Origin of the sequence: Streptomyces olivochromogenes, from assembly GCF_001514115.1 — a bacterium.
Taxonomy (GTDB): domain Bacteria; phylum Actinomycetota; class Actinomycetes; order Streptomycetales; family Streptomycetaceae; genus Streptomyces; species Streptomyces olivochromogenes.
Map to the genome: position 1 here is coordinate 524,059 of NZ_KQ948455.1, position 21,859 is coordinate 545,917.

The following is a 21,859-nucleotide window of genomic DNA, read 5'->3' on the forward strand; positions in this document are numbered from 1 at the left end:
AGACCGGCCGTACTGATGATTGCCATGCGCCCAGAGAAACAGAGTCCCTGAAAATTTGCAATGACACCAAGAATTCTCTGTCTCCAAGATCTCGCTGTCTCCAAATTTTCCATGCCACCAAGGTTTCATCGGCTCCAGCGAAGCTACGATGCGGACATGGCTGAAGGGCTCAGGGAGCGGAAGAAGCGGCAGACCCGGCAGTACATCTCGGATGTCGCCACCGGTCTGTTCCTGGAGCGCGGCTTCGACGCGGTGACGGTCGCGGAGGTCGCGGACGCGGCGGACGTTTCCGTCAACACCGTCTATAACTACTTCCCGACCAAGGAGGACCTCTTCCTCGACCGCTCCCAGGGCGTCGTCGACCGGCTCGCCCGCTGGGTACGCGGCCGGGAGAAGGGGGAGTCGGCCGCCGTCGCCGTGCTGCGCGAACTGCGTGACGAGGTCGCGGCGGTCTCGCCCCGGGTCGGCCTGATGGTCGGATACGCGCGCTTCATGCGGGTCATCCACGAGGCTCCCGCGCTCCGCTCACGGCTGTGGGCGATCGGTCAGGAGGTGCTCGACAACCTGGAGGAGGCGCTGCGCGAGGAGACCGGCGCGTCCGCCGACGACCCGCTGCCCGGTCTGATCGCGGGACAGATCAACTGGGTCCACCAGACGGTCATGGCCGTCATCGGGCGGGAGATGATGGCCGGCCGCAATCCGGACGAAGTGTCACGTGAGGTACTTCTTCTCCTCGACGACATGGAGGAACTGTTGAGCGAGAAGGTGCTCAACTACGCGGTCCGCGACGAGGGGTGAGCCATCCGGTGTGATGTCCGTCAGATGAGACGTGACGCGCATTACTTACCGGTCACACAGGCCCTCACGAGCGCTAGTGTCCGCCCGAGAAGCAGACATATACAGCGCGTCAGGGGAGTCGCACAGTGGCAGGGAAGCTCGCCGTCATCGGAGCCGGGCTCATGGGGTCCGGTATCGCTCAGGTGTCCGCGCAGGCGGGCTGGGACGTCGTTCTGCGGGATGTCACCGACGAGGCGCTCACGCGAGGCATCGACGGCATCAAGGCCTCCTACGACAAGTTCGTGAGCAAGGGCAGGCTGGAGGCGCACGACGCCGACGCCGCGCTCGGCCGGATCACCGCGACCACCGATCTCGACGCCGCCGCGGACGCGGACATCGTCGTCGAGGCCGTCTTCGAGAAGCTCGAGGTCAAGCACGACATCTTCCGCGCGCTCGACAAGATCGTGCGGGACGACACCGTGCTCGCCTCGAACACCTCCGCCATCCCGATCACCAAGATCGCCGCGGCCACCGAGCGCCCGGAACGGGTCGTCGGCGTCCACTTCTTCTCGCCCGTGCCGATGATGCAGCTGTGCGAACTGGTGCGCGGCTACAAGACGAGCGACGAAACCCTCGCCACCGCACGGGAGTTCGCCGAGTCCGTCGGCAAGACCTGCATCGTCGTCAACCGTGACGTGGCCGGCTTCGTGACGACCCGTCTCATCTCGGCGCTCGTCGTCGAGGCGACCAAGCTGTACGAGTCCGGCGTGGCCACCGCCGAGGACATCGACCTCGCCTGCAAACTGGGCTTCGGCCACGCCATGGGCCCGCTCGCCACGGCCGACCTCACAGGCGTCGACATCCTCCTGCACGCCACCGGCAACATCTACACCGAGACCCAGGACGAGAAGTTCGCCCCGCCGGAGCTGATGCGCCGGATGGTTGACGCCGGTGACATCGGGCGCAAGAGCGGGCAGGGCTTCTACAAGCACTGAATCAAGCGAGTGATCCAGCATCACCCGTCACGGAAACCGCACGTGCCTCTGGGGTGTCACCCCATGAGGTGAATTCGGTATCGGTTCGCTTACAGACGGCAACCTCTGCGGCCTCAAGTCAGTCAGACGGTGCACACGCAAAACGCGGACCGACGCTGACGCAGAGGGACTGACGCAGAGTACGAGACGCACTCTCGGGGAGCGCATATGTACATCAGGGGCGACCACGCCGAGCTGGTCGTCGGGGGCCGCCTCGACGTACGCAGCGCGGCGGACGCCCGTACGGTCCTGCACTCGGCCGTCGACGACGGAGTCGGCGACCTGGTGCTGGACCTGTCCGAGCTGGACTCCTGGGACGCCACCGGCCTCGGTGTCATCATGGGGGCCCACCGAAGGGCCGGGCGGTGCGGCCGACGGCTCGTGCTGCGCCGCGTCCCACCACAGATGCAGCGCCTGCTGGTGGCCACCCGGCTGCACCGGATCCTCGCGATCGAGGGCGGCATCGGAGTCGAGTCACTGCCCCGGGTGTGACCCGGCGTGCGCCTCCTGAGCGGCGCACGAAAGGCACCTCGCGCACAATCCTCACGAGACTGTGACGTCTCGGACGGCGCGGTACCCCGGCCTGTCGGAGATACTGTGCGAAGGTTTAGGGTTCGGCTGCCCGCCACCCGAAACCCTACGAGCGGGCACCGGACCAGAAGCGACAGCGCGGTGTGCAGCAAGGCCGGGAGGGGCCTGGGTCCTTGTCACCGGACTCCCGGCGACAAGATCCGCACACGACGCTTTTGGGGGGCTTGGAACATGGACCCGAACAACCGGGGACCCGAAGAGTACGGCCATGACGACGACGGCCAGGCGCCTCGCTCGCGCCCGCCGCGTGATGCGCTCACCGCCGACCTCGGCCAGCACACACCCGCACTCGCCCGTACCGTCCAGCTCGTCTCGGGCGACTTCCTGCTCACGGTCAATCCCGTCGACGGCAGCGAGATAGAGGCCTGCCCGCCGGGAGAGCGACCGCAACGGCCCACGAAGTTCAGCGCCGCCGAGCGTGCCGACCTGGCCCGCGCCGCCCTGCCACCCGTACCGCCGGGCCCCGCCCAGCCCCGACTGCCGCTCCTGGAGCGCCAGGAGGAGCGCGAGCGGCTCGTCCGCCTGCTGGCGCGCGGGCGTTCCGTACGCCTCACCGGCCCCGCCGGCTCCGGCCGCACCAGCCTGCTCGACGCCGTCGCCGACGACTGCGCGGACCTCGCCCCCGACGGCGTCGTCCGCCTCTCCGGATACCGGCGCACGGCGACCGACCTGCTGTACGACCTGTTCGCCGCCGTATACAACGCGCCCCTCCACCGTCCCGAACGGGACGAACTGCTCGAACTCGTCCACGGGATCGGCGCGGTCGTCGTCCTCGACGACGTGGAGATCGGCGGCACCGCGCTCGACGAACTCCTCGACGCCACCCCCGAGTGCGCCTTCGCCATCGCCGCGACCCCCGACGTCCCCGCGCCCTCCGCCGACTCCCTCCTCGAAGAGGTCTTCCTCGGCGGACTCGACCGCAGTGGCGGCCTCGAGCTCCTGGAGCGGACGGTCGGACGTGTGCTGACCGAGGAGGAGGCGAACTGGGCGGGCGACCTCTGGTTCGAGTCCGAGGGTCTGCCGCTGCGCTTCATGCAGGCCGGCGCCCTGCTGCGACAGCGCGACCAGTTGCAGGCCAAGGAGAACGCCTTCGACGACTTCGGCGTCTTCCAGGACGCCCCGGTCGACCTGCCGGTCGACGCGCCCTTCGAGGCGGCCGACGGCCACGACGTACCGCTGCCCTCGCTCGCCGAGGGGGCCGCGCCCGCCGCGCTGCTCGCCTCCCGGCTGAGCGGATCGGCCCGCGCCACCCTGCGCTTCGCCATCGCCCTCGGCGGTGAGGTGCCGCACCAGACGCATCTGCCCGCCCTCGTGGACGACACCCACGCCGACGCCGCGCTCGCCGAACTTGCGGGCTGCGCGCTGGTCTCCCCGGTCGGCTCCCGCTACCGGCTCGCCGCCGGTGTGCAGGCCCAGCTGGAGGCCGCCGGATACGCCGACGGGCTGGAGGAGCAGGCCCGCACCGCGGCCCAGCACTACACCTGGTGGGCCGGCCACCCCTCGGTCACCCCGGAACGGGTCTGTGCCGAGGCCGACGCCGTGCTCGCCGCCCTCACCCTCCTGGTTCCGCTCACCACGGCCCCGGCCGACGAGCAGGACGAGAGCGTCGCCGTGCAGCTGGCCCGCACGGCCTCGCCCGCCTTCGCCGCGGGACTGAACTGGAACGCCTGGGAGCGCGCGCTGCGCTCCGGCGCGGAGGCCTCCCGGCTCGCCGGTGAGGTCGGCGAACAGGCCTACTTCCACCACGAGTTGGGCATCCTCGCGCTCTGTGGCGGTCAGCTGGACCGGGCCCGCGCCGAGCTGGAGTCCTCCATCGGGCTGCGCGCTGCCCTCGCCGACAAGCGTGGCACCGTCGCGGGCCGCCGGGCCCTCGCGCTGGTCGCCGACCGCTCCGGGGCCGTACTGCCCGGCGGGCGCACGGCGGCGGGCGAGGAGGTGCCCGACGCGCGGCACGAGGAATCGGCATCGCCGCCCGGCGGCGTACCGGCCGCGTTCGTGCTCTCCGCTCCGGTCGGGGAGCCCTCGACGCTGGTCACCAACCGGGCCGAACCGGGTCCGGCGTCGAAGCGCGTGGGCGTGGGCGTGGGCAGTCGTCTGGTGGCCGGCACCCGGCGCAACCTGGTGGCCGCGGGCGCGGGCGCGCTGCTCGTCGCGGTGCTCGGCACCGTGGTGACGCTCGGCGCGACCTCGAACAACAACACCGACAACCCGTCCGAGAAGGTCGGGGTCAACCCCTCGGCCAGCCAGGGCGGCCAGGACGACAGCCTCGGCGCCGACAAGGCGAAGAAGGGTGGCGGGGGAGGCAACGACGCGGGCGTGGTGACCACGCCGACGGACCCGGGCCCCGACGGCACGTACGGGACCTCGGACGACCCGACCCCGCCGGCGAGCACGAGCGAGCGGCCTTCGGACAGCCCGAGCGGGACGAAGGGGAGCGGGGGTACGTCGACGTCGCCGTCCAAGTCGCCGTCCAAGTCGCCGACGACCAAGCCGTCGTCGTCGTCGACCTCGAAGCCGCCGACGAGTCCTTCGTCGTCGGTGAGCCCGACGGATCCCTCGCCGTCGACATCGACCTCCGCGCCCACCACCACTCCGACCACGCCGCCGTCCACCACCACCTCCGCCAGCGGCCCCGCCTCCAGCGTCCCCGCGAGCACCACTGCCAGCGCTCCGCAAAGCAGTTCTGTGAGTGGTCCGGCGAGCAGCAGCGCGGCCGGTTCATCCGGCGGCTCGGTGATCTGAGCACCACGACAGAAGTGAGGGCCGGGTCCGACATCGGACCCGGCCCTCACTTCTGACCGCTGAACTACATGACCGATTGAGTCAAAGTCGTTCGAATCAGAACAACCGCAGCTTGTCGTCCTCGATGCCCCGCAGCGCGTCGTAGTCCAGGACCGTGCAGCCGATGCCGCGGTCCGTGGCGAGGACGCGCGCCTGCGGCTTGATCTCCTGGGCGGCGAAGACGCCACGGACCGGCGCGAGGTGCGGGTCGCGGTTGAGCAGCTCCAGGTAGCGGGTGAGCTGCTCCACACCGTCGATCTCGCCGCGGCGCTTGATCTCGATGGCCACGGTCTGGCCCTCGCCGTCGCGGCACAGGATGTCGACGGGGCCGATGGCCGTCATGTACTCACGGCGGATGAGCGTGTAGCCCTCGCCGAGCGTTTCGATGCGGTCGGCGAGGAGCTCCTGGAGGTGCGCTTCCACGCCGTCCTTGATCAGGCCGGGGTCCACGCCGAGTTCGTGCGAGGAGTCGTGGAGGACTTCCTCCATCGTGATGATGAGCTTCTCGCCCGCCTTGTTGATGACGGTCCAGACGCCCTCCTCGTCGCCGGAGCCCTCCTTCAGGGTGCAGGGCGGCGACATCCAGTTGAGGGGCTTGTAGGCCCGGTCGTCAGCGTGGATCGAGACGCTGCCGTCCGCCTTCACCAGGATGAGACGGGGGGCCGACGGGAGATGGGCGGTGAGCCGGCCCGCGTAGTCAACGGAGCAGCGGGCAATGACGAGACGCATGGTCCGCAACGCTACTCGACGGGCAGAGGTCCACGCGATTCGCCCTGGAAGACGCCTGTTCGGTCGTGGCTGATTGTGGGCCTACTGGGAGTTCGCTATGTGCGCATTCTCCTGGTGCCGTCACCGTACGTTGCTTACCGTATAAACGGGAGGTCGCGATGCGTGTACTCAGAGTGTTCGACATCGCGAATGTCCCTTACCTGTCCGGCAACCCCCGAGGTCTGGGGGTGCGAGAGGAGAACCCATGTCGCTCGACGTCTCACCGGCCCTACTCGAGAAGGCCGAGCGAGGCGAGGTCGACGAAGCAGAATTCGTCGACTGCGTCCGGACCTCCCTGCCCTACGCATGGGAGATGATCAGCTCCCTGGTGGCTCAGCTGAAGGTGGACGGCGGCAACTTCGCCGACAACCAGACGCCTCCGCCGGACGAGCAGGCGCGTGGCCAGCTGCTGCGTGCGCTCGCGAGTGACGCGATACGCGGCGCGCTGCAGCGGCACTTCGGTGTGCGGCTGGCCTTCCAGAACTGCCATCGGGTGGCGGTGTTCCCACTGGACACCTCAGTGGACGACACGCTGGCACGCTTCACCTCGGTGCGCAGTCAGCTGCTGAATCAGTCGCCGGAGTTCCGAGACTGCTGACGTGACGCCTTGATGCCGCATTGCTTGCCGCTCCGTACGCGGGAGGTGCATCTGTACGGGGCGGCAGGCTCCCCCGGATCCCCGGGCCGACGGCGGGACGCGGATCGTGGGTGGGTGGGTGTGTGCGTCGGGTCAGGGAGACCGAGTTGTCCGGGCCGCGGGGCGGGACAAGTCGGTTGTGGGGCCCTGGAGACCCTTGGTGGGCCCAGGGCGCCCGCACCCTCTCCCGGGCCCACGCCGTCCGCGGTGAACTGTCTCAGCGGAGGTGGGGGAGTACCTCGGCGCCGAGCCGTTGGACGTTCTCCTCTGTCGCCGCCAGGTCGCCGGAGCCCTCGACGAGGAGGGCGAAGCGGGAGATGCCGGTGCGCTCCGAGGTGGCCGCGAGACGGTCGGCGCACAGGCGTGGCGTGCCCACCGGGTGCAGCCCGCACAGGAGTTCCGTGTACGCCAGCGGGTCCCGCATCGCGCGGGCGCGGCCGTCGACCGTCACATGCGCGTCCAGCCCCTGCCTCAGCCAGCCCGGCATCGCCTTGAGGAGTGTCTCGACGGCGTCGGTGCGGCGGTCCGCGATCTGGCAGACGCCGGCCGACACATGGGCCGCGCCGCGGATCTCGTCCGTCGAACGTCCCGCCACACGCGCCAACTGTCGCCACAGGGACACCATTTCGGCCTTCTCCTCGTCACCGACATGCATACCGAGAAGCATCGGCAGCCCCCGCTCGGCGGCGAGCCGCACACTCGCCGGAGAGGTGCAGGCGACGACGACCTCGGGGCCGGGGGAGCCGCTCAGTGACTCCGACGGCCGGGGCACGACGGGCACTTCGCGGAACCTGAACCGCTCGCCCCGCCCTTCCACGGACGGCTCGCGCAGCCAGCGCACCAGCAGATCGAGTGATTCCGGGAACCCCTTCTCGTATGCCTCCAGGCCCATGCCGAAGACCTCCAGGTCCACCCAGGGCCCGCCCCGCCCCACGCCCAGTGTGAAACGGCCGCCGGACGTCACGTGCAGCAGCGCGGCCTGCTCGCCGAGGGCGACGGGGTGGACGGTGGGCAGTACGCTCACCGCCGTACCCACACGGATGCGGCTGGTGCGGCCCAGCAGCAGGGCGGCCAGGGTGACCGCCGACGGGCATGTCCCGTACGGTACGAAGTGGTGCTCGGCCAGCCACACCGCGTCGAGCCCGGCCTCCTCGGCGACCTCGGCCGTGCGCACCGCGCGGTGCAGGGCCTCCCCCTGGCCCTGGCCAGGGAACTGGGCCGCCAGTACAAAACTTCCAACGTGCATGGTGCTTTCCTGCTTCCTCGGCTCCGACGCGGAGCTCCCCCACCGGCATAACCGCCCGACACGTGCCGAGGACACGGCCTGTCGGAGAGATTTGCGGATTGTCTGCAGAATGAGCCGACGGGAGGGCGATCTGAGGGGGTTGGTGGGGTACGGCTACCCCTGTCTGCTCCGCGTAGGCTGGAGCAGACCCTGCTCCCTGTATAGCTCCGTGAGGTGTCCTGTGTCCCCGCGTCGCAACCGTCCCAAGGGTTCCGACCCCTCCGACCGGAGCGCGGAGGACGACCGCTCCGGGCGGTACGGCGGCTGGCAGTCCACGGAGAGCTGGCAGGGCGAGGAGTGGAGCGTGCGTCATGTGGCGGGCGCCAGCGCCGAGGGCAAGACCTACCGCTGCCCGGGCTGCGACCAGATGATCCCCTCCGGCGTCCCGCACGTGGTGGCCTGGCCGGAGCACTCGGGCGTCGACGAGCGCCGCCACTGGCACAAGGCCTGCTGGAACGCGAAGGACCGCCGCACCTCAAGGGTGCAGCGGTCCCGTAACGCGCCCAGGTTCTAGGCCACTTCGGGCCGGAGCGGACTCACACGTCCCGGCGCTCCAGCAGTACGTACGCGCCGGCGATCGCCGCCGCCGTCACCCCGGCGAGCAGGCCGAGCTGCGCGCCGCCGCCGCCGTTCTCGTTGTCCAGCGCGAAGACCCTGGCGAGGGCGTTGGGAGCGGCGTACTCCTGCATCTTCTCGCCGATCGTGCGCATGCTCTGCGACAGCATCAGGAACGCGGGCAGGATCGCGGGCACCAGCACGACACCGAGCATCGTGGTGATCGCGCCCGCCGAGTGCCGCAGCATCGAGCCCACCGCGAGGGACAGGACGCCGAGCAGCGAGACGTACAGCGCGCCCTTGACGACCGTGCCGCCCCACGAGACGTTCGAGGAACCGCTGTGCATGGCCGAGGTCATGAGGCCGACCAGGCCGATGGAGAACACCGAGACGGTGAACGCCACCGCGAAGAAGATGATCAGCTTGGCGGTGAGCACACGGTGGCGCTGCGGCGAGGCCGTGAAGGTGGTGCGGATCATGCCCGTGCCGTACTCGGAGGAGACGACCAGGACGCCCAGCGTGATCAGGCAGATCTGGCCGAGGATCAGCCCGAAGAAGGCCGGGATCGTGTACGGCACGTCGCTGAAGTCGGCGTCCTGGGTCTGCGCGGCGACCAGGAAGCCGATGCCGACCACCAGGAGCAGGAAGATGCCGAGCGTCCAGAGCGTCGAGCGCACCGACTTGATCTTCGTCCACTCGGAGGTGAGCGCGTGGCCGAGGTGGGTGCGGGTGACCGGGATCGGCGAGCTGTACGAAGTGCCGGGCGCCGCCTGCCAGGTGGGGGCAGCGGCGGCCTGCTGCGGCATCGGGGGCGGGGGCGTGCTCATCGGGCGTCCTCGGGCTTGGTCAGGTCGGGGGTGGCGGGAGCGGCGGGCGCCGGGGGCGCGACGGGCGGCTGCGCGGGGGCCTGGGGAGCGGGCTGGGCGTACGGGTTGACATCCGCGGCACCCGGCGCACCCGGGGTGCCCGGAGCGCCGTAGGGACCCGCCTGCGGGGCGCCCTGCGGCATCGCGAACGGCTGCCCGCCCTGCTGGGGCGGCGGCGGTGCGTACCAGCCCGGCTGGCCCTGGCCCGCGACCGCCAGCTGCGGCGGCGGCATGGCACCCGGCGGCAGCTCCTGCTGGAGCCCGGCCTTCTGGTCGATGGTCGAGCGGTAGTCGACGGAGCCCTGTGTCATCCGCATGTACGCCTCCTCCAGCGAGGCCTGGTGCGGAGAGAGCTCCCACAGGCGTACGTCGGCGGAGTGCGCGAGGTCGCTGATGCGGGGCAGCGCCAGGCCCATCACGCGCAGCGCGCCGTCCTGCTCGGGCAGCACCTGGCCGCCCGCCTCGGTGAGCGCGGCGGTCAGCTTCTCGCGCTGCTGCGGCTCGGTCTCCGGGGTGCGGACCCGGGCGAAGTCGGCCGAGTTGTGCGAGATGAAGTCCTTGATGTTCTGGTCGGCGAGCAGCTGACCGCGGCCGATCACGATCAGGTGGTCGGCGGTCAGCGCCATCTCGCTCATCAGGTGCGAGGAGACGAAGACCGTGCGGCCCTCGGCCGCGAGCGCCTTCATCAGGTTGCGGACCCAGAGGATGCCCTCGGGGTCGAGGCCGTTGACCGGCTCGTCGAAGAGCAGCACCTGAGGGTCGCCGAGGAGCGCGGCGGCGATGCCGAGCCGCTGTCCCATGCCGAGCGAGAAGCCCTTGGAGCGCTTCTTGGCCACGTCCTGCAGCCCGACCACGCCGAGCACCTCGTCGACCCGGCGGGCCGGGATGCCCGACAGCTGGGCGAGGCAGAGCAGGTGGTTGCGGGCGTGCCGGCCGCCGTGCACGGCCTTGGCGTCGAGGAGCGCGCCGACCTGGCGGGGGGCGTTGGGCAGCTTGCGGTAGGGGAAGCCGCCGATGGTGACCTGCCCCGAGGTGGGGTTGTCGAGGCCGAGGATCATCCGCATCGTCGTCGACTTGCCCGAGCCGTTGGGCCCGAGGAAGCCGGTGACGGCACCCGGCCGCACCTGGAAGGAAAGGTTGTACACGGCCGTCTTGGCGCCATAGCGCTTCGTCAGGCCGACTGCCTCGATCATGCTCCGCACCCATCGAAAGGTTCAGGACGTCGGGGCGCACGCCCCCGTAAGGGTTAGGAGGATATCGGGGCGTTGACGGTTCCACTCAAGAGAAAGTAAAAATATGCAGGTCACGCGGGGGACTGGCGGGAGAACGGTCTTACCTGGGGCCTTACCCGCACCCTACCTTTGTCAGGTACCCGTCCTGCCTGGTCAGGCCGGAAACGGAACCTCCGCACCCGATACGGAGCACGCCTCACGCCCGACGGGGAAGCGAGCCGTCCAGCGGCGGCAGGTCGTCGTACAGCCGCAGCTCGGACGCGTCGTCGACATACGGCAGGAAGTCCGTCTGCGGCAGTACCCAGCCCTCCTCACCGAAGACCAGCGTGCCCCGCTCGCGCAGCGCGCGGTCGGCTCCCGCGCGCCGCACCCAGGCGGCCGGGTCGGGGCCGAGCAGTTCGCGCAGCCGGGCGGAGCCGGCCAGCAGCGCGGCGAGCAGCTCCGCTTGGTCGCCGCCGCCCGGACGCGGCTGCCCGGTGGCCGGATCGGCGAGCACCCCGTGCGCGCTGAAGTAGATGTACGCGCCGCCGAGCCGCTCCCCGGAGGGCATCGTCATCGCGAACGCGTCGCCCGGGAGTATCGCCCGCCGGTAATCCGGGAACTCGGTGTCGTCGACCGCCTTCAGCTGCGTCGAGTCCAGCCAGGTGACGACGAGCGTGGTCTCGGCGCGCGGGTCGACGTACGGCGTCCCCGCCACGTACCCCGCCGGACTGATGTGTCCTGAGCAGCCCACCCCGATGCCGTGCACCCGCACCGGCACCATCGGCACCGCCGCCGGGATGCCGAGCCGGGTCAGCTTGTGGGCGACCTGGCCGGGGGAGGCGTTGGAGCCGACGGCGATCACCGGGTGGCGGTTCCCGGTGCCGACCTGGCCGAGGTCGGCGAGCGCCTCGTCGAGCCGCTGCTGCTCCTGGCGCTCCTCCACGTACCACTCGCCGAGCCGCAGCGGCCGCACGTCGAGCTGGAGCAGTTCGCCGCCGGTGAGCAGCGAGGGCTCGGTGGTGGGACGGCCGGGATAGGTGAGCGGCTGCTTCGCGGGCACGTCGTCCAGGCCCAGCGCCTGCAGGCTTCGGTCCTTCGTCGTCACGGTGACGCCCTTCGGGGGTGGTCGCGCGATAGGGGCAACAGCCTTCCACGCGAGGTGTACCCGGGGCGGGGCCTGGTCTCCCCGTTCGGGCGGGGTTGGCCGGAACGGACACCGGGAATCATGCCGTCCCATTGTACGAGTGGGGGCGAAGTGGGTTACGGGGGACGTGAGTTGAGGTTGATGAGACGCGGGTGGAGTCGGGTGGGGTCCTCGAGGCGGGGTCGGGCCCATCCGCGCTTCCGTACGTCCGTTCGCTGGTGGATCGCCGGACGTACCGTCCACGCCCTCCTCCTGATGACGCTGGGCGCGCTGGCCGGGCTCTCCGTCGTCATCGCGACGGCGTGGACGCTCACCGAGCACTCGTCGCGGTCGATGGCGCAGCGGTTCTCGAACGGGGAGCGGCTCTTCGACCTCAGCCTCGCGGCGCTGCGGGCGAGTGTCGGTACGGACAATCTCAACCCCGAGCCGGACAGCACCGCGCACCAGCTGCTCGCCACGGTCGCCTCCGTCACGGGCTCCCTGGTGCCCGCGGTGCTGCTGGGCATCGTCCTGATCAAGATGTTCGCGCTGCGGCCGTTCGTCTGGCGGCAGCGGGCCAGCGTCTCGCACGCCTGGACCGCGGACTTCCCCGGCTACTCGCGGCGCCACGCCGACAGCGAGGACGCGATCATCGCCGTCCGCTTCTACAACCGCTTCGACAACCTGTCCGTCGTGGATCTGCGCGCCCGTGCCCATCTGCGCTACCTGGAGCGCTCCCCGCACGACGGCAGCCTGGTCATCTACAAGCAGTGGCTGAAGGTCCTGGACGCGCAGGGCGAACCGGCCGACGAGCGGTACTGGCTCGCGGTCGAGCGCGGGGCGCCGTTCACCGTGTGGATACCGGTCGAGGCACCGGTGGCCGAACTGCCCTTCCGGCGGATCCAGGGCAAGGAGCTGTCCGGCTCGTACGGCGTCAAGCTCCTTGTCCGGCTGACGGCGCGGACCGTGGGCCTGGGCACCGAGGTCGCCGACGAGCGCTGGTTCGACCTGGAGGCGGGCGACTTCGAACTCGGCCGCTTCGTGCCGCTCCAGCCGGACCTGGACAAGGACGTGTGGCGCTGGGAGGGCTGGACGGACTTCGACGCCCTGGAACCCCACCCGAACGGCGAGGACCCCAGGCCCTGAATGACGAGAGGAGCCCAGGCCCTGAGTGTGCAGAGGAATCCGGGCCCTGAGTGTCTACGCGTCCCGCCTCTTCAGCAGCAGATAGCCCCCGAGGAGCGCTGCGACCACCCACAGGACCATGATCGCCAGGCCGCCCCAGGGGCCGTAGGGGGTGTCGTCGCCGATCGGGGTCACCACCCGCATGATCTTGCTGCCGGCCTGGTCGGGCAGGTAGCGGCCGATCTTCTTGGTCGCGGACACCGCGCCGAGGATGTTGGAGATCAGGAAGAAGAACGGCATGAGGATGCCGAGCGAGAGCATCGGGCTGCGCAGCATCGTCGCGACGCCCATCGAGAAGACCGCGATCAGCGTCATGTAGAGGCCGCCGCCGATCACCGCGCGCAGCACCCCGGAGTCGCTGATCGACGCGCTGTGCGTGCCGAGCGCCGCCTGTCCCAGGAAGAAGGCGATGAAGCTGGTGATCATGCCGACGACGAGGGCGAGCCCCGCCGCCACCGCGATCTTGCTGAAGAGGAACGTGGCGCGCTGCGGGACCGCGGCCAGCGAGGTGCGGATCATGCCGGTGCTGTACTCGTTGCCGACCACGAGCACCCCGAACACGATCATCGCGAGCTGGCCGAGGCTCATCCCCGCGAAGCTGATGTATGTCGGGTCGAAGGAGAGCTGGTCGTTGTCGCCCATCTTGTCGAACTCGTTCTTCGACAGCAGAGAGATCAGGATGCCCAGCGCGATCGTGACCACCGCGGCGAGACTGAGCGTCCAGACAGTGGACGCGACGGACCGGATCTTGGTCCACTCGGACTTGAGGACCTGGGTCGCCGCCATGCTCAGGTCTCCTTGTTCCAGCCGCCGCCCCACTGCTGGGGCGGGGCATCGGTGTGCGCGTGGTACTCCACCGACTCCGCGGTCAGCTGCATGAACGCGTCCTCCAGGGAGGCCTGCTGGGGGCTCAGCTCGTGCAGCACGAGCTGGTGCTGCGCGGCCAGCTCACCGATCTGCTCCGACTTCGCGCCGTCCACCTCCAGCGTCCCGCTGCCGCTCTCGACGACGGTGATCCCCGCCTCGTGCAGGACGTCGAGCAGCCGCTCGCGCTGGGGGGAGCGGATACGGACGTACGACCGCGAGTTCTGCGCGATGAAGTCGGCCATGGAGGTGTCCGCGAGGAGGCGGCCCTGGCCGATGACGACGAGGTGCTCCGCGGTCAGCGCCATCTCGCTCATGAGGTGACTCGACACGAAGACCGTACGGCCCTGGCCTGCCAGCGACTTCATCAGGTTGCGGATCCAGTGGATGCCCTCGGGGTCGAGGCCGTTGACCGGCTCGTCGAACATCAGGATCCGCGGGTCGCCGAGGAGCGCGCCCGCGATGCCGAGTCGTTGGCCCATGCCGAGCGAGAAGCCCTTGGCCTTCTTCCTGGCCACCGAGGTGAGGCCCACGGTGTCCAGGACCTCGTCCACCCGCGCCTTGGGGATGCCGTTGCTCTGGGCGAGACAGAGGAGGTGGTTGAAGGCGCTGCGGCCGCCGTGCATGGCCTTGGCATCCAGCAGGGCGCCGATGTACTTCAGCGGGTCCTTGAGGTGGTCGTAATGCTGCCCGTCGATGCGTACGTCGCCCGCGGTGGGGCGGTCGAGGCCGAGCATCATCCGCATCGTCGTGGACTTGCCCGCGCCGTTCGGACCGAGGAACCCCGTGACGATACCGGGTCTGACGGTGAAGGTCAGATGGTTGACCGCCACCTTCTCGCCGTACCGCTTGGTCAGCCCCTCAAGCTCGATCATGCGCACACGGTAGGACGCGGTCTGGGCCCGTGCCACTTGGGCGGCGGTGTGTTTGCCGCATGTTCACCGTCTCCGACCGCCGCGTCATCCTGGCTGGTCGGGCCCGCACCGCGGAGCCGCACAATGTCACCGTCCCGCGCCCCTCTTGGGGCACGCCAACGGCCCGCGCTCCCGAGAAGAGAGCGCGGGCCGGAGTGCTGCCGGAAACTACCCGAACCTACCGGGTCTGCTGGGCCGGAACCCCGCGGGAGATCGGCTCGTCCTCGGCCGGCGTGGTCGCGGCGGCCACCGCGGCACCCGTGAGCGTCGCGAGCATCTCGCGGACGTTCGTGAGCTGAGCGTTGATCGAGTCGCGACGGTTCGTCAGCGCCGCCAGCTCGCGCTCGGATTCCGAGCGGATGCGGTCGGCCTTGGCGTTCGCGTCGGCCACGATGTCCTCGGCCTGGCGCTGGGCCGTCTCCACCGTCTGGCGGGCGCGGCGCTCGGCGTCCGTGCGCAGCTTCTCGGCCTCCAGGCGGAGCTGCTCCGCGCGGTGCTCGATCTCCGCGAGGCGCTTCTCGGCCTTGGCCTGACGCGAAGCCAGGTCACGCTCGGACTGCTCGCGGCGCTTGGCGAGGTTCGTCTCGAAGTCGGCGGCGGCCTGCGCGGCCTTGGCACGGGTCTCCTCGAAGAGAGCGTCCGCCTCCTCGCGCTTGGACTGCGCGTCCTTCTGCGCCTCCTGGCGCAGCTGGGAGGCGTCGCTCTTGGCCTTCTCGACGATCCGGACGCCCTCGTCCTCGGCCTTGGACTTGCGGTCTGCAGCGAACGATTCTGCGTCGTTGCGGACCTGCTGGGCGGCCGACTCGGCGAGCTCACGGTGCTGCTCGGACGCGCGACGGGCCTCCTCGCGCAGATCCTTCGCCTCCTCCTCGGCGAGGCGGAGGATCTTCTCGACACGCGCGCCGAGACCCGCGTACGACGGTTCGGCGTCGGTGACCTGGGCCTGGGCGTTCTGCGTTTCGAGGTGGAGCTCCTCGATGCGCTTTTCGAGAGCAGTGATACGGGCCAGAGCGCTGTCACGGTCGGAGACGAGCTTCGAAATGCGTTCGTCCACCTGAGCGCGGTCGTACCCACGCCGCACAAGCTCGAAGCCGTAGGGGGAAGTGTCGCTCATGGGGTTCCTGTCGAATGAGACCGGTGAGGTGATAGGGGGAATCCTAGGGGCCAAAGCGGTGTGTCATCGAGCGGATGCGTGTTTGATCTGGAGAATGAGACTCCTTTTGGGTGGCTAACTGTCAGACGGCTTGCCAGAACCTGTGACAAAGGTCCGTTCAAAGCACGGATTGGGTGGTTATGGCTACCCTTCTGACGACTTGCCACTCGCACGAGTTGCGCCGGCGGCAGCGCCCGCTTTGACCCCACCGTCCTTGCCTGCGGACGGGGCCTCAAAGGACTCCAACGCCTCCAGGACATCCTGGACACGGGAGATCTCCGCGTTGATGTCCTCGCGCCGGCGGATCAGCACCTCCAGCTCGCGCTTGCCCTCCTCGACCGCGGCCCGCGCCTCGCGGATGGCCTCGGCCTTGATCTCCGTCGCCTCCGCGATGAGCGAGCTCTTCTTCTGCTCGGCCTCCTTGAGGAGCCCCTCGGCCTTCTTGACCGCGGCGATACGGACCTTGCTCGCCTCGGAGTTGGCCTCCGAGACCAGGTCCTTCGCCTTCGCCTCGGCCTCGGCGAGCTGGTCCTCGGCGGCCCGCACCAGCGCGTCGCAGCGCTCGCCGGCCGTCTTCATCGCCTCGGCCGACTCACGCCTGGCCCGCTCGTGCAGTTCCTCGATCTCGGTGGTGACGCGGTCGCGCAGCTCCTCCGCCCGCTCCCTTATGGCGGTCGCGTCCCGACGCGCGCCGATCAGGAGCTCGTCCGCGTCCGTACGGGACCGCTCCACCATGGTGTTGCCCTCGACGGTCGCCTCGGAGACCAGCCGCTCGGCCTCGTTGCGTGCCGCGCCCACCATCGTGTCGGCCTGCGACTCGGCGTCCGCCGTGGTCTTCTGCGCGCTCTGCTGCGCCTCGGCGAGCAGCTTGTCCGCCTCGGACGCCGTCTCCGAGATGAGCGTGTCGACCTGCTCGGCCGCCTCGGAGCGCCGCTTGTTGGCCTCACGGCGTGCCGCGTCCAGCGTCCGGTCGGCCTCCTCGCGGGCACCGGACGTGAGCCGCTCGGCCTCCGCCGCCGCCTCGGCCTTGACCCGCTCGGACTCGCTGCGGATCCGCTCGGCGTGCTGCTGCGCGGAACCGACCGTCTCGGCGGCCTCGGCGCGCAGCCGCTCCGCGTCCCCGGTCGCGTCCGAGACCAGCCGCTCGGCCTTGGCCACGGACTCCGCGCGTACGCGCTCGGCCTCGGCGTTCGTCTCGTTCGTCAGCCGCTCCGCCTCGGAGCGCGCCTCGGTGATGAGCGTGTCGACCTGCGTGGCCGCGTCCGAACGGATCCGGTTCGCGTCCTCCCGGGCCTCGGCACGGCTGCGCGAAGCGTCCTGCTCGGCGTTCGCGATGGTGTCGGAGGCCTCGGTGCGCACCCGCTGGGCGTGCTCGGCGGCTTCCGAACGCAGCCGCTCGGACTCGGCGATCGCCTCCGAAACCGTACGCTCCGCGAGCGACTTGGCGGCGTCCGTCTCCTCGGCCGCCTCGCGCCGGATACGGCTCGCGTCCTCGGAGGCACGCTCCCGCTCCGCGTACGCGTCGGCGCGGACCCGGTCCGCCTCCTCCTGCGCCTCGGTCCTGGTCCGGTCCGCCGCGTGCTCGGCGGCGCTGCGCAGGCCGGTGATCTCCTCCTGGGCCTGCTCGTGCAGCCCCGCCACGGCGTCGCGCACCTGCTGCGCGGTCTGCTCGGCGCTGGAGACCATCTCGGTCGCGCGCCGGTCGGCCTCCTCGACCAGCCGTACGGCCTCGGCCTGGGCCTCGTCGACACGGTTGCGCGCGGAGGCGAGGAGCTCCTCGCTCTGCTCGCGGGCCCGCTCGCGCTCCTGGTCGGCCTCCTGGCGCGCGGAACCGAGGAGTTCCTCGGCCTCGCGGCGGCGCCGGGCGGCCTCCTCCTGGGCGGCGGCCAGCGTCTCCGCGCCCTCGGTGGCCAGCCGCTCGGCCGCGGCCTGGGCCTCCGCCCGTACCCGGTCGGCGCTGTCCTGGGCCTCCGACTTCAGCCGCTCGGCCTCCGCCGCGGCCTCCGACCGCAGTCGTACGGCGATGTTCTCGCCCTCGGCGCGCGACGTGGAGGCGTCCGCGGCGGCCTCGTTGCGCAGCCGCTCCGCCTCCGCCTCGGCCTGCGCCTGGAGCGTACGGATCCGCTCGGCGGCCTCCGAACGCAGCCGCTCGCTCTCCTCGGCGGCCTCGCGGCGGATCCGCTCGGCGTCCGCCCGTGCGTCGCTCAGCGCCTCCTCGGCCGAGACGAGCCGCTGCTCGGCCTCGGTGTGCAGCCGGGTCAGCTCCTCGGCGGCCTCCGTCCGACGGGCCGCTATGGCGCGCTCGGTCTCCTCGCGCAGCCCCTCGGCGGCCCGCTCGGCCTCCGCCTTGATCGTGTCGGAGAGCTCGACGGCCTCCTCGCGGTTGCGCTCGGCCTCCTTGCGCGTGCGCTCCAGGGTCTCCTCGGCCTGGCGGCGCAGCGTCGTGGCGCGCTCGATGGCCTCGGTGCGCACCCGCTCGCTGTCGCCGGTGGCCGTGTTCCGCAGCTCGTCCGCGTCCGCCTTGGCCTTCGCGAGCAGCTCTTCGGCGGTCTTGGCCGCCTCCTCGATCTGCTGGACGGCCTCGCGCCGGGCCTCGGAGCGGATCCGCTCGCCCTCGGCATTGGCGTCGGAGCGCAGCTGCTCGGCCTCGCCGCGCAGCCGGCGCGCCTCCTCCTGCAGCTCGACCGTCTTGGCGCGGTACTCCTTGGTGTCGTCCTTCGCCGTGCCCTTGAGCTGCTCGGCGATGTCGTGCGCCTCGGCACGCAGCCGGTCCGCCTCGGACTCCGCCTCGGTGCGGATCCGCTCGGCCTCCTCGGCCGCCGACTTCCTGGTCGCCTTGGCGTCCTCGGACGCCTTGTTCAGGACGTCCTCGGCGGTACGGGCCGCCTTGGAGAGCTGGGAGGCGGTCTCCTCGGCGGTGAGGCTGCGCGCGGTCTCCTCGGCCTCCGCGACGATCTTCTCGGCCTTGGTCTTGGCGTCCGCGACGGCCTGCTCGGCGTCGGACTTGGTGGTCTCGGCCTCCTTGGTGGCCTCGCTGACCAGCCGGGCGACCTGTTCCTTCGCCGTCCGCGTGCGCTGCTCGTTCGCCGACTCGGCGCTCGCCAGGGCCTTGGCCGCGGCCTCCTTCGCCTCGGCGACGACCTTGTCCGCCTCGGTCCGCGCCTCGCGCAGCGCCGACTCGGCCTCCGACATGCGCTGCTCGGCGGCCCGGCTCAGCTCGGTGGCCTGGCGGCGGGCGCTGTCCGACTCGTTCGCCGTGGAGCTGCGCAGCTGCTCGGCGTGGTCGGTGGCCTCCTGGGCCTGCGTCGACGCGGCGTTCAGCAGCCGCTCGGCGTCCGTGCGGGCCCGGCGCAGCAGCGCCTCGGCCTCGGCGCGGGCCGACTCGGCGTCGTTCGTCAGCCGCTGGCGGGCCTCGGCGGCGGTCCGCTCGGCCTCCGCACGGGCGGCACTCAGCGCCTGGTCCGCCTCCGCGCGCGACTCCTCCAGGAGCCGGCGGGCCTGCTGCTCGCTGCGGGCGCGCAGCTGCTCGGCCCACGCCACGTTCTCGTTGACGTGCGACTCGACGGTCTGACGGCGCTCGGCCAGCTCCTGATCGAGCTGCTGGCGGCGCGCGACCGCCTCCTGGTGCAGCTCCGCCTGCAACCGGGCGGCCTGCTCGGCGTGCTCCTGGAGGATGCGCTGCGTCTGCGCCCGGGCCTGGCTCATCTCGCGCTCGGCGTCGGCGCGCAGCTGATCGGCCTGGATCTGGGCATTACGGAGCAACTGCTCGGCCTGATAGCCGAGGTCGCCGCCGCTGTCGTAGGCAGGCCGGGTCGCCAGACTGCGGCGCGCCTCGTGCAGCTTGGCGCGCAGCACCTCGACCTGATAGCCGAGGTCCTCGGCGTGCTGGACGGCCTTCTCCCGCTCGGTCTTCAGCCGTTCCATCTCGGCCTCGAACCGAGAGAGGTGGTCGACGTCAGCCGCCGGCTCTCGCTCCTGGCGTTCGTAGCCCCGCACTGCGCGGTCCCATCCGTCCCCTGGTCGCAAGTCTCTCCAAACGAACCCCGTCCATCCGCCGAACGGGGCCCCCGGGGAATGGTGTCAGATCAACAGCGGAGCACGGGCTGTCGCCCCGACGCTCGTCCCCCGAAACCTGGACCCCGGCCCTTGGCCACGCCGTCCTCAGGACGGCATGACCTCAGGGCCCGTCGCCGGACAGGCCCTGGGCCGCCCCGAAACGGCAGCGGCCAACCCCAACCCTACCGGCCCAGATATACGGAGGTCAGTGCTCAGGTGACTCAACAGCCGCCGAAGTGACCAGTTCTGTCAGGACACCGTGGCAATCCTTTGGGTGAAGGAACGTGATTCGTGACCCCATGGAGCCGCGTCGGGGCTCGTCGTAGAGGACTCGAACGCCTTTCTCCCTGATATCGGCGGCTTCGGCGTCGACGTCCGCCGTACCGAACGCGATGTGATGGACACCTTCGCCGTTCTTCGCCAGCCACTTCCCGACGGCCGAGTCCTCGCGGGTCGGCTCCAGGAGCTGGAGGTAGGAGGCGCCGCCGTCGGACGTCTCATTGATCTTGAGCATGGCCTCGCGGACGCCCTGCTCCTCGTTGACCTCGGAGTGGAAGACCTCGAAGCCGTACGTCGCCCGGTAGAACTCGACGGTCGCGTCGAGGTCGAAGCAGGCGATACCGATGTGGTCGATTCGCGTCAGCATGGAGTCAGTGCAGCGCTCATACGGCGGTTACGCAACGTGCGCGCGATCACACTGACTGCCGGATGACGGGTGGCCTACCGCTCAGTACATTCAAGTAAACCCTCGTTCACTCCTCGGCTGTGCAGCCGGTAAGGGGATCGCACCTCATGTCTGGAACGAACAGCAGTACCTCGGTGATCGTCGCGGGCGCCCGAACGCCCATGGGACGGTTGCTGGGCTCGCTGAAGTCCTTCTCCGGGGCCGACCTCGGAGGCTTCGCGATCAAGGCCGCCCTCGACCGTGCGGGAATCGGTGGCGACCAGGTGCAGTACGTGATCATGGGTCAGGTGCTGCAGGCCGGGGCGGGGCAGATCCCGGCACGCCAGGCCGCGGTCAAGGCGGGCATCCCGATGAGCGTCCCGGCGCTCACGATCAACAAGGTGTGTCTGTCCGGTCTCGACGCCATCGCGCTCGCGGACCAGCTGATCCGCGCGGGTGAATTCGACATCGTGGTCGCGGGCGGCCAGGAGTCCATGACGAACGCGCCCCACCTGCTCCCCAAGTCCCGCGAGGGCTTCAAGTACGGCGCGATCGAGATGCTCGACGCGATGGCGTACGACGGTCTCACCGACGCCTTCGAGAACATCGCCATGGGCGAGTCGACGGAGAAGCACAACACACGCCTGGGCATCGCCCGCCCGGAGCAGGACGAGATCGCGGCCCTGTCCCACCAGCGCGCGGCCACCGCCCAGAAGAACGGCATCTTCGAGGCGGAGATCACGCCCGTGGAGATTCCGCAGCGCAAGGGCGAGCCCGTCGTCTTCAGCAAGGACGAGGGAATCCGCGCCGAGACGACGGTGGAGTCGCTGGCCAAGCTGCGCCCCGCCTTCACCCGGGACGGCACGATCACGGCGGGCACCTCCTCGCAGATCTCCGACGGCGCCGCGGCCGTGGTCGTGATGAGCAAGACCAAGGCGCAGGAGCTCGGCCTCGAGTGGATCGCCGAGATCGGCGCGCACGGCAACGTCGCGGGTCCGGACAACTCCCTCCAGTCCCAGCCCTCGAACGCGATCCTGCACGCCCTGAAGAAGGAGGGCCTCGACGTCTCCGACCTCGACCTGATCGAGATCAACGAGGCGTTCGCCGCGGTCGCCGTGCAGTCAATGAAGGACCTCGGCGTATCCACGGAAAAGGTGAACGTCAACGGCGGTGCCATCGCCCTCGGTCACCCGATCGGGATGTCCGGCGCCCGCCTCGTGCTGCACCTCGCCCTGGAGCTCAGGCGGCGCGGCGGCGGGGTCGGCGCGGCGGCGCTGTGCGGTGGCGGCGGGCAGGGTGACGCGCTGATCGTGCGGGTACCCAAGGCGTGAAGCCGTTGTCCCTTTCCGTACGACCCTGATGCGTACGACCCTGGCGCGTACGACTGTGAAC

Annotated in this window: 18 protein-coding genes; 8 read left to right on the forward strand and 10 right to left on the reverse strand. The window is 70.4% G+C overall.

Going from position 1 to position 21,859, the window contains the following annotated elements:
* Positions 1–156 precede the first annotated feature (156 nt).
* The 4 genes from AQJ27_RS17460 to AQJ27_RS17475 all read left to right on the forward strand — a co-directional run bounded on the left by AQJ27_RS17460 (position 157) and on the right by AQJ27_RS17475 (position 5,144).
* Positions 157–798, forward strand: a complete 642-nt coding sequence (locus AQJ27_RS17460) for a TetR/AcrR family transcriptional regulator (protein WP_067369061.1) — start codon at positions 157–159, stop codon at positions 796–798.
* Between the two features lie 125 nt (positions 799–923).
* Positions 924–1,772: a 3-hydroxyacyl-CoA dehydrogenase family protein gene (locus tag AQJ27_RS17465; protein WP_054233213.1), complete on the forward strand. Its 849-nt coding sequence runs from the start codon at positions 924–926 to the stop codon at positions 1,770–1,772.
* A 207-nt stretch (positions 1,773–1,979) separates the two neighbouring features.
* Positions 1,980–2,303, forward strand: coding sequence for an STAS domain-containing protein (locus AQJ27_RS17470; protein WP_030596935.1), 324 nt, complete (start codon positions 1,980–1,982; stop codon positions 2,301–2,303).
* Between the two features lie 270 nt (positions 2,304–2,573).
* Complete coding sequence (locus tag AQJ27_RS17475; protein ID WP_067369064.1) at positions 2,574–5,144, forward strand: ATP-binding protein; 2,571 nt, start codon at positions 2,574–2,576, stop codon at positions 5,142–5,144.
* Positions 5,145–5,240: 96 nt separating this feature from the next.
* Here the strand turns inward: AQJ27_RS17475 and nucS are convergent, their stop codons facing one another.
* Positions 5,241–5,912, reverse strand: coding sequence for an endonuclease NucS (nucS, locus tag AQJ27_RS17480; protein WP_060901300.1), 672 nt, complete (start codon positions 5,910–5,912; stop codon positions 5,241–5,243).
* 244 nt (positions 5,913–6,156) lie between these two features.
* Between nucS and AQJ27_RS17485 the strand changes: the two genes are divergently transcribed.
* Positions 6,157–6,549 carry an SCO5389 family protein gene (locus AQJ27_RS17485; protein ID WP_067369067.1) on the forward strand — a complete coding sequence of 131 codons (393 nt, stop codon included), beginning with the start codon at positions 6,157–6,159 and terminating at the stop codon, positions 6,547–6,549.
* 256 nt (positions 6,550–6,805) lie between these two features.
* Here the strand turns inward: AQJ27_RS17485 and AQJ27_RS17490 are convergent, their stop codons facing one another.
* On the reverse strand, positions 6,806–7,834 hold the full coding sequence (locus AQJ27_RS17490; RefSeq protein WP_067369070.1) for an LLM class flavin-dependent oxidoreductase: 1,029 nt from the start codon (positions 7,832–7,834) through the stop codon (positions 6,806–6,808).
* Positions 7,835–8,054: 220 nt separating this feature from the next.
* Here AQJ27_RS17490 and AQJ27_RS17495 point away from each other — a divergent pair, with 220 nt between their 5' ends.
* Positions 8,055–8,387 carry a hypothetical protein gene (locus tag AQJ27_RS17495; protein ID WP_054233208.1) on the forward strand — a complete coding sequence of 111 codons (333 nt, stop codon included), beginning with the start codon at positions 8,055–8,057 and terminating at the stop codon, positions 8,385–8,387.
* Between the two features lie 22 nt (positions 8,388–8,409).
* Here the strand turns inward: AQJ27_RS17495 and AQJ27_RS17500 are convergent, their stop codons facing one another.
* The 3 genes from AQJ27_RS17500 to AQJ27_RS17510 form a co-directional block, all read right to left on the reverse strand.
* Positions 8,410–9,255, reverse strand: coding sequence for an ABC transporter permease subunit (locus AQJ27_RS17500; RefSeq protein WP_079065039.1), 846 nt, complete (start codon positions 9,253–9,255; stop codon positions 8,410–8,412).
* Positions 9,252–10,487: an ABC transporter ATP-binding protein gene (locus AQJ27_RS17505; RefSeq protein ID WP_067369080.1), complete on the reverse strand. Its 1,236-nt coding sequence runs from the start codon at positions 10,485–10,487 to the stop codon at positions 9,252–9,254. The genes AQJ27_RS17500 and AQJ27_RS17505 overlap by 4 nt, the downstream gene beginning before the upstream one ends.
* A gap of 235 nt (positions 10,488–10,722) precedes the next feature.
* Positions 10,723–11,613 carry a hypothetical protein gene (locus AQJ27_RS17510; RefSeq protein ID WP_067369083.1) on the reverse strand — a complete coding sequence of 297 codons (891 nt, stop codon included), beginning with the start codon at positions 11,611–11,613 and terminating at the stop codon, positions 10,723–10,725.
* 201 nt (positions 11,614–11,814) lie between these two features.
* On the opposite strand from AQJ27_RS17510, the gene AQJ27_RS17515 reads away from it, so the two are divergent.
* Complete coding sequence (locus tag AQJ27_RS17515) at positions 11,815–12,777, forward strand: hypothetical protein (protein WP_159064365.1); 963 nt, start codon at positions 11,815–11,817, stop codon at positions 12,775–12,777.
* 54 nt (positions 12,778–12,831) lie between these two features.
* On the opposite strand, the gene AQJ27_RS17520 is transcribed toward AQJ27_RS17515, so the two are convergent.
* The 5 genes from AQJ27_RS17520 to mce form a co-directional block, all read right to left on the reverse strand.
* On the reverse strand, positions 12,832–13,602 hold the full coding sequence (locus AQJ27_RS17520; RefSeq protein WP_067369090.1) for an ABC transporter permease: 771 nt from the start codon (positions 13,600–13,602) through the stop codon (positions 12,832–12,834).
* A 2-nt stretch (positions 13,603–13,604) separates the two neighbouring features.
* Complete coding sequence (locus AQJ27_RS17525) at positions 13,605–14,555, reverse strand: ABC transporter ATP-binding protein (protein ID WP_067369370.1); 951 nt, start codon at positions 14,553–14,555, stop codon at positions 13,605–13,607.
* Between the two features lie 217 nt (positions 14,556–14,772).
* Positions 14,773–15,708, reverse strand: a complete 936-nt coding sequence (locus AQJ27_RS17530; protein WP_067369093.1) for a coiled-coil domain-containing protein — start codon at positions 15,706–15,708, stop codon at positions 14,773–14,775.
* Between the two features lie 183 nt (positions 15,709–15,891).
* The gene (scy, locus tag AQJ27_RS17535) at positions 15,892–19,743 is read right to left on the reverse strand and encodes a polarized growth protein Scy (protein WP_067369097.1); all 3,852 of its coding nucleotides are present in this window, start codon (positions 19,741–19,743) and stop codon (positions 15,892–15,894) included.
* Between the two features lie 265 nt (positions 19,744–20,008).
* Positions 20,009–20,449, reverse strand: coding sequence for a methylmalonyl-CoA epimerase (gene mce, locus AQJ27_RS17540; protein WP_067369100.1), 441 nt, complete (start codon positions 20,447–20,449; stop codon positions 20,009–20,011).
* A gap of 146 nt (positions 20,450–20,595) precedes the next feature.
* Between mce and AQJ27_RS17545 the strand changes: the two genes are divergently transcribed.
* Positions 20,596–21,798, forward strand: a complete 1,203-nt coding sequence (locus AQJ27_RS17545) for an acetyl-CoA C-acetyltransferase (protein WP_067369103.1) — start codon at positions 20,596–20,598, stop codon at positions 21,796–21,798.
* Positions 21,799–21,859: the final 61 nt, after the last annotated feature.

Coding starts and splice junctions, on each gene's coding strand:
- AQJ27_RS17460 (WP_067369061.1), top strand. CDS start 157: ATGGCTGAAGGGCTCAGGGAGCGGAAGAAGCGGCAGACCCGGCAGTAC.
- AQJ27_RS17470 (WP_030596935.1), top strand. CDS start 1,980: ATGTACATCAGGGGCGACCACGCCGAGCTGGTCGTCGGGGGCCGCCTC.
- AQJ27_RS17475 (WP_067369064.1), top strand. CDS start 2,574: ATGGACCCGAACAACCGGGGACCCGAAGAGTACGGCCATGACGACGAC.
- nucS (WP_060901300.1), bottom strand. CDS start 5,912: ATGCGTCTCGTCATTGCCCGCTGCTCCGTTGACTACGCGGGCCGGCTC.
- AQJ27_RS17485 (WP_067369067.1), top strand. CDS start 6,157: ATGTCGCTCGACGTCTCACCGGCCCTACTCGAGAAGGCCGAGCGAGGC.
- AQJ27_RS17490 (WP_067369070.1), bottom strand. CDS start 7,834: ATGCACGTTGGAAGTTTTGTACTGGCGGCCCAGTTCCCTGGCCAGGGC.
- AQJ27_RS17500 (WP_079065039.1), bottom strand. CDS start 9,255: ATGAGCACGCCCCCGCCCCCGATGCCGCAGCAGGCCGCCGCTGCCCCC.
- AQJ27_RS17505 (WP_067369080.1), bottom strand. CDS start 10,487: ATGATCGAGGCAGTCGGCCTGACGAAGCGCTATGGCGCCAAGACGGCC.
- AQJ27_RS17520 (WP_067369090.1), bottom strand. CDS start 13,602: ATGGCGGCGACCCAGGTCCTCAAGTCCGAGTGGACCAAGATCCGGTCC.
- AQJ27_RS17525 (WP_067369370.1), bottom strand. CDS start 14,555: ATGATCGAGCTTGAGGGGCTGACCAAGCGGTACGGCGAGAAGGTGGCG.
- AQJ27_RS17530 (WP_067369093.1), bottom strand. CDS start 15,708: ATGAGCGACACTTCCCCCTACGGCTTCGAGCTTGTGCGGCGTGGGTAC.
- mce (WP_067369100.1), bottom strand. CDS start 20,449: ATGCTGACGCGAATCGACCACATCGGTATCGCCTGCTTCGACCTCGAC.
- AQJ27_RS17545 (WP_067369103.1), top strand. CDS start 20,596: ATGTCTGGAACGAACAGCAGTACCTCGGTGATCGTCGCGGGCGCCCGA.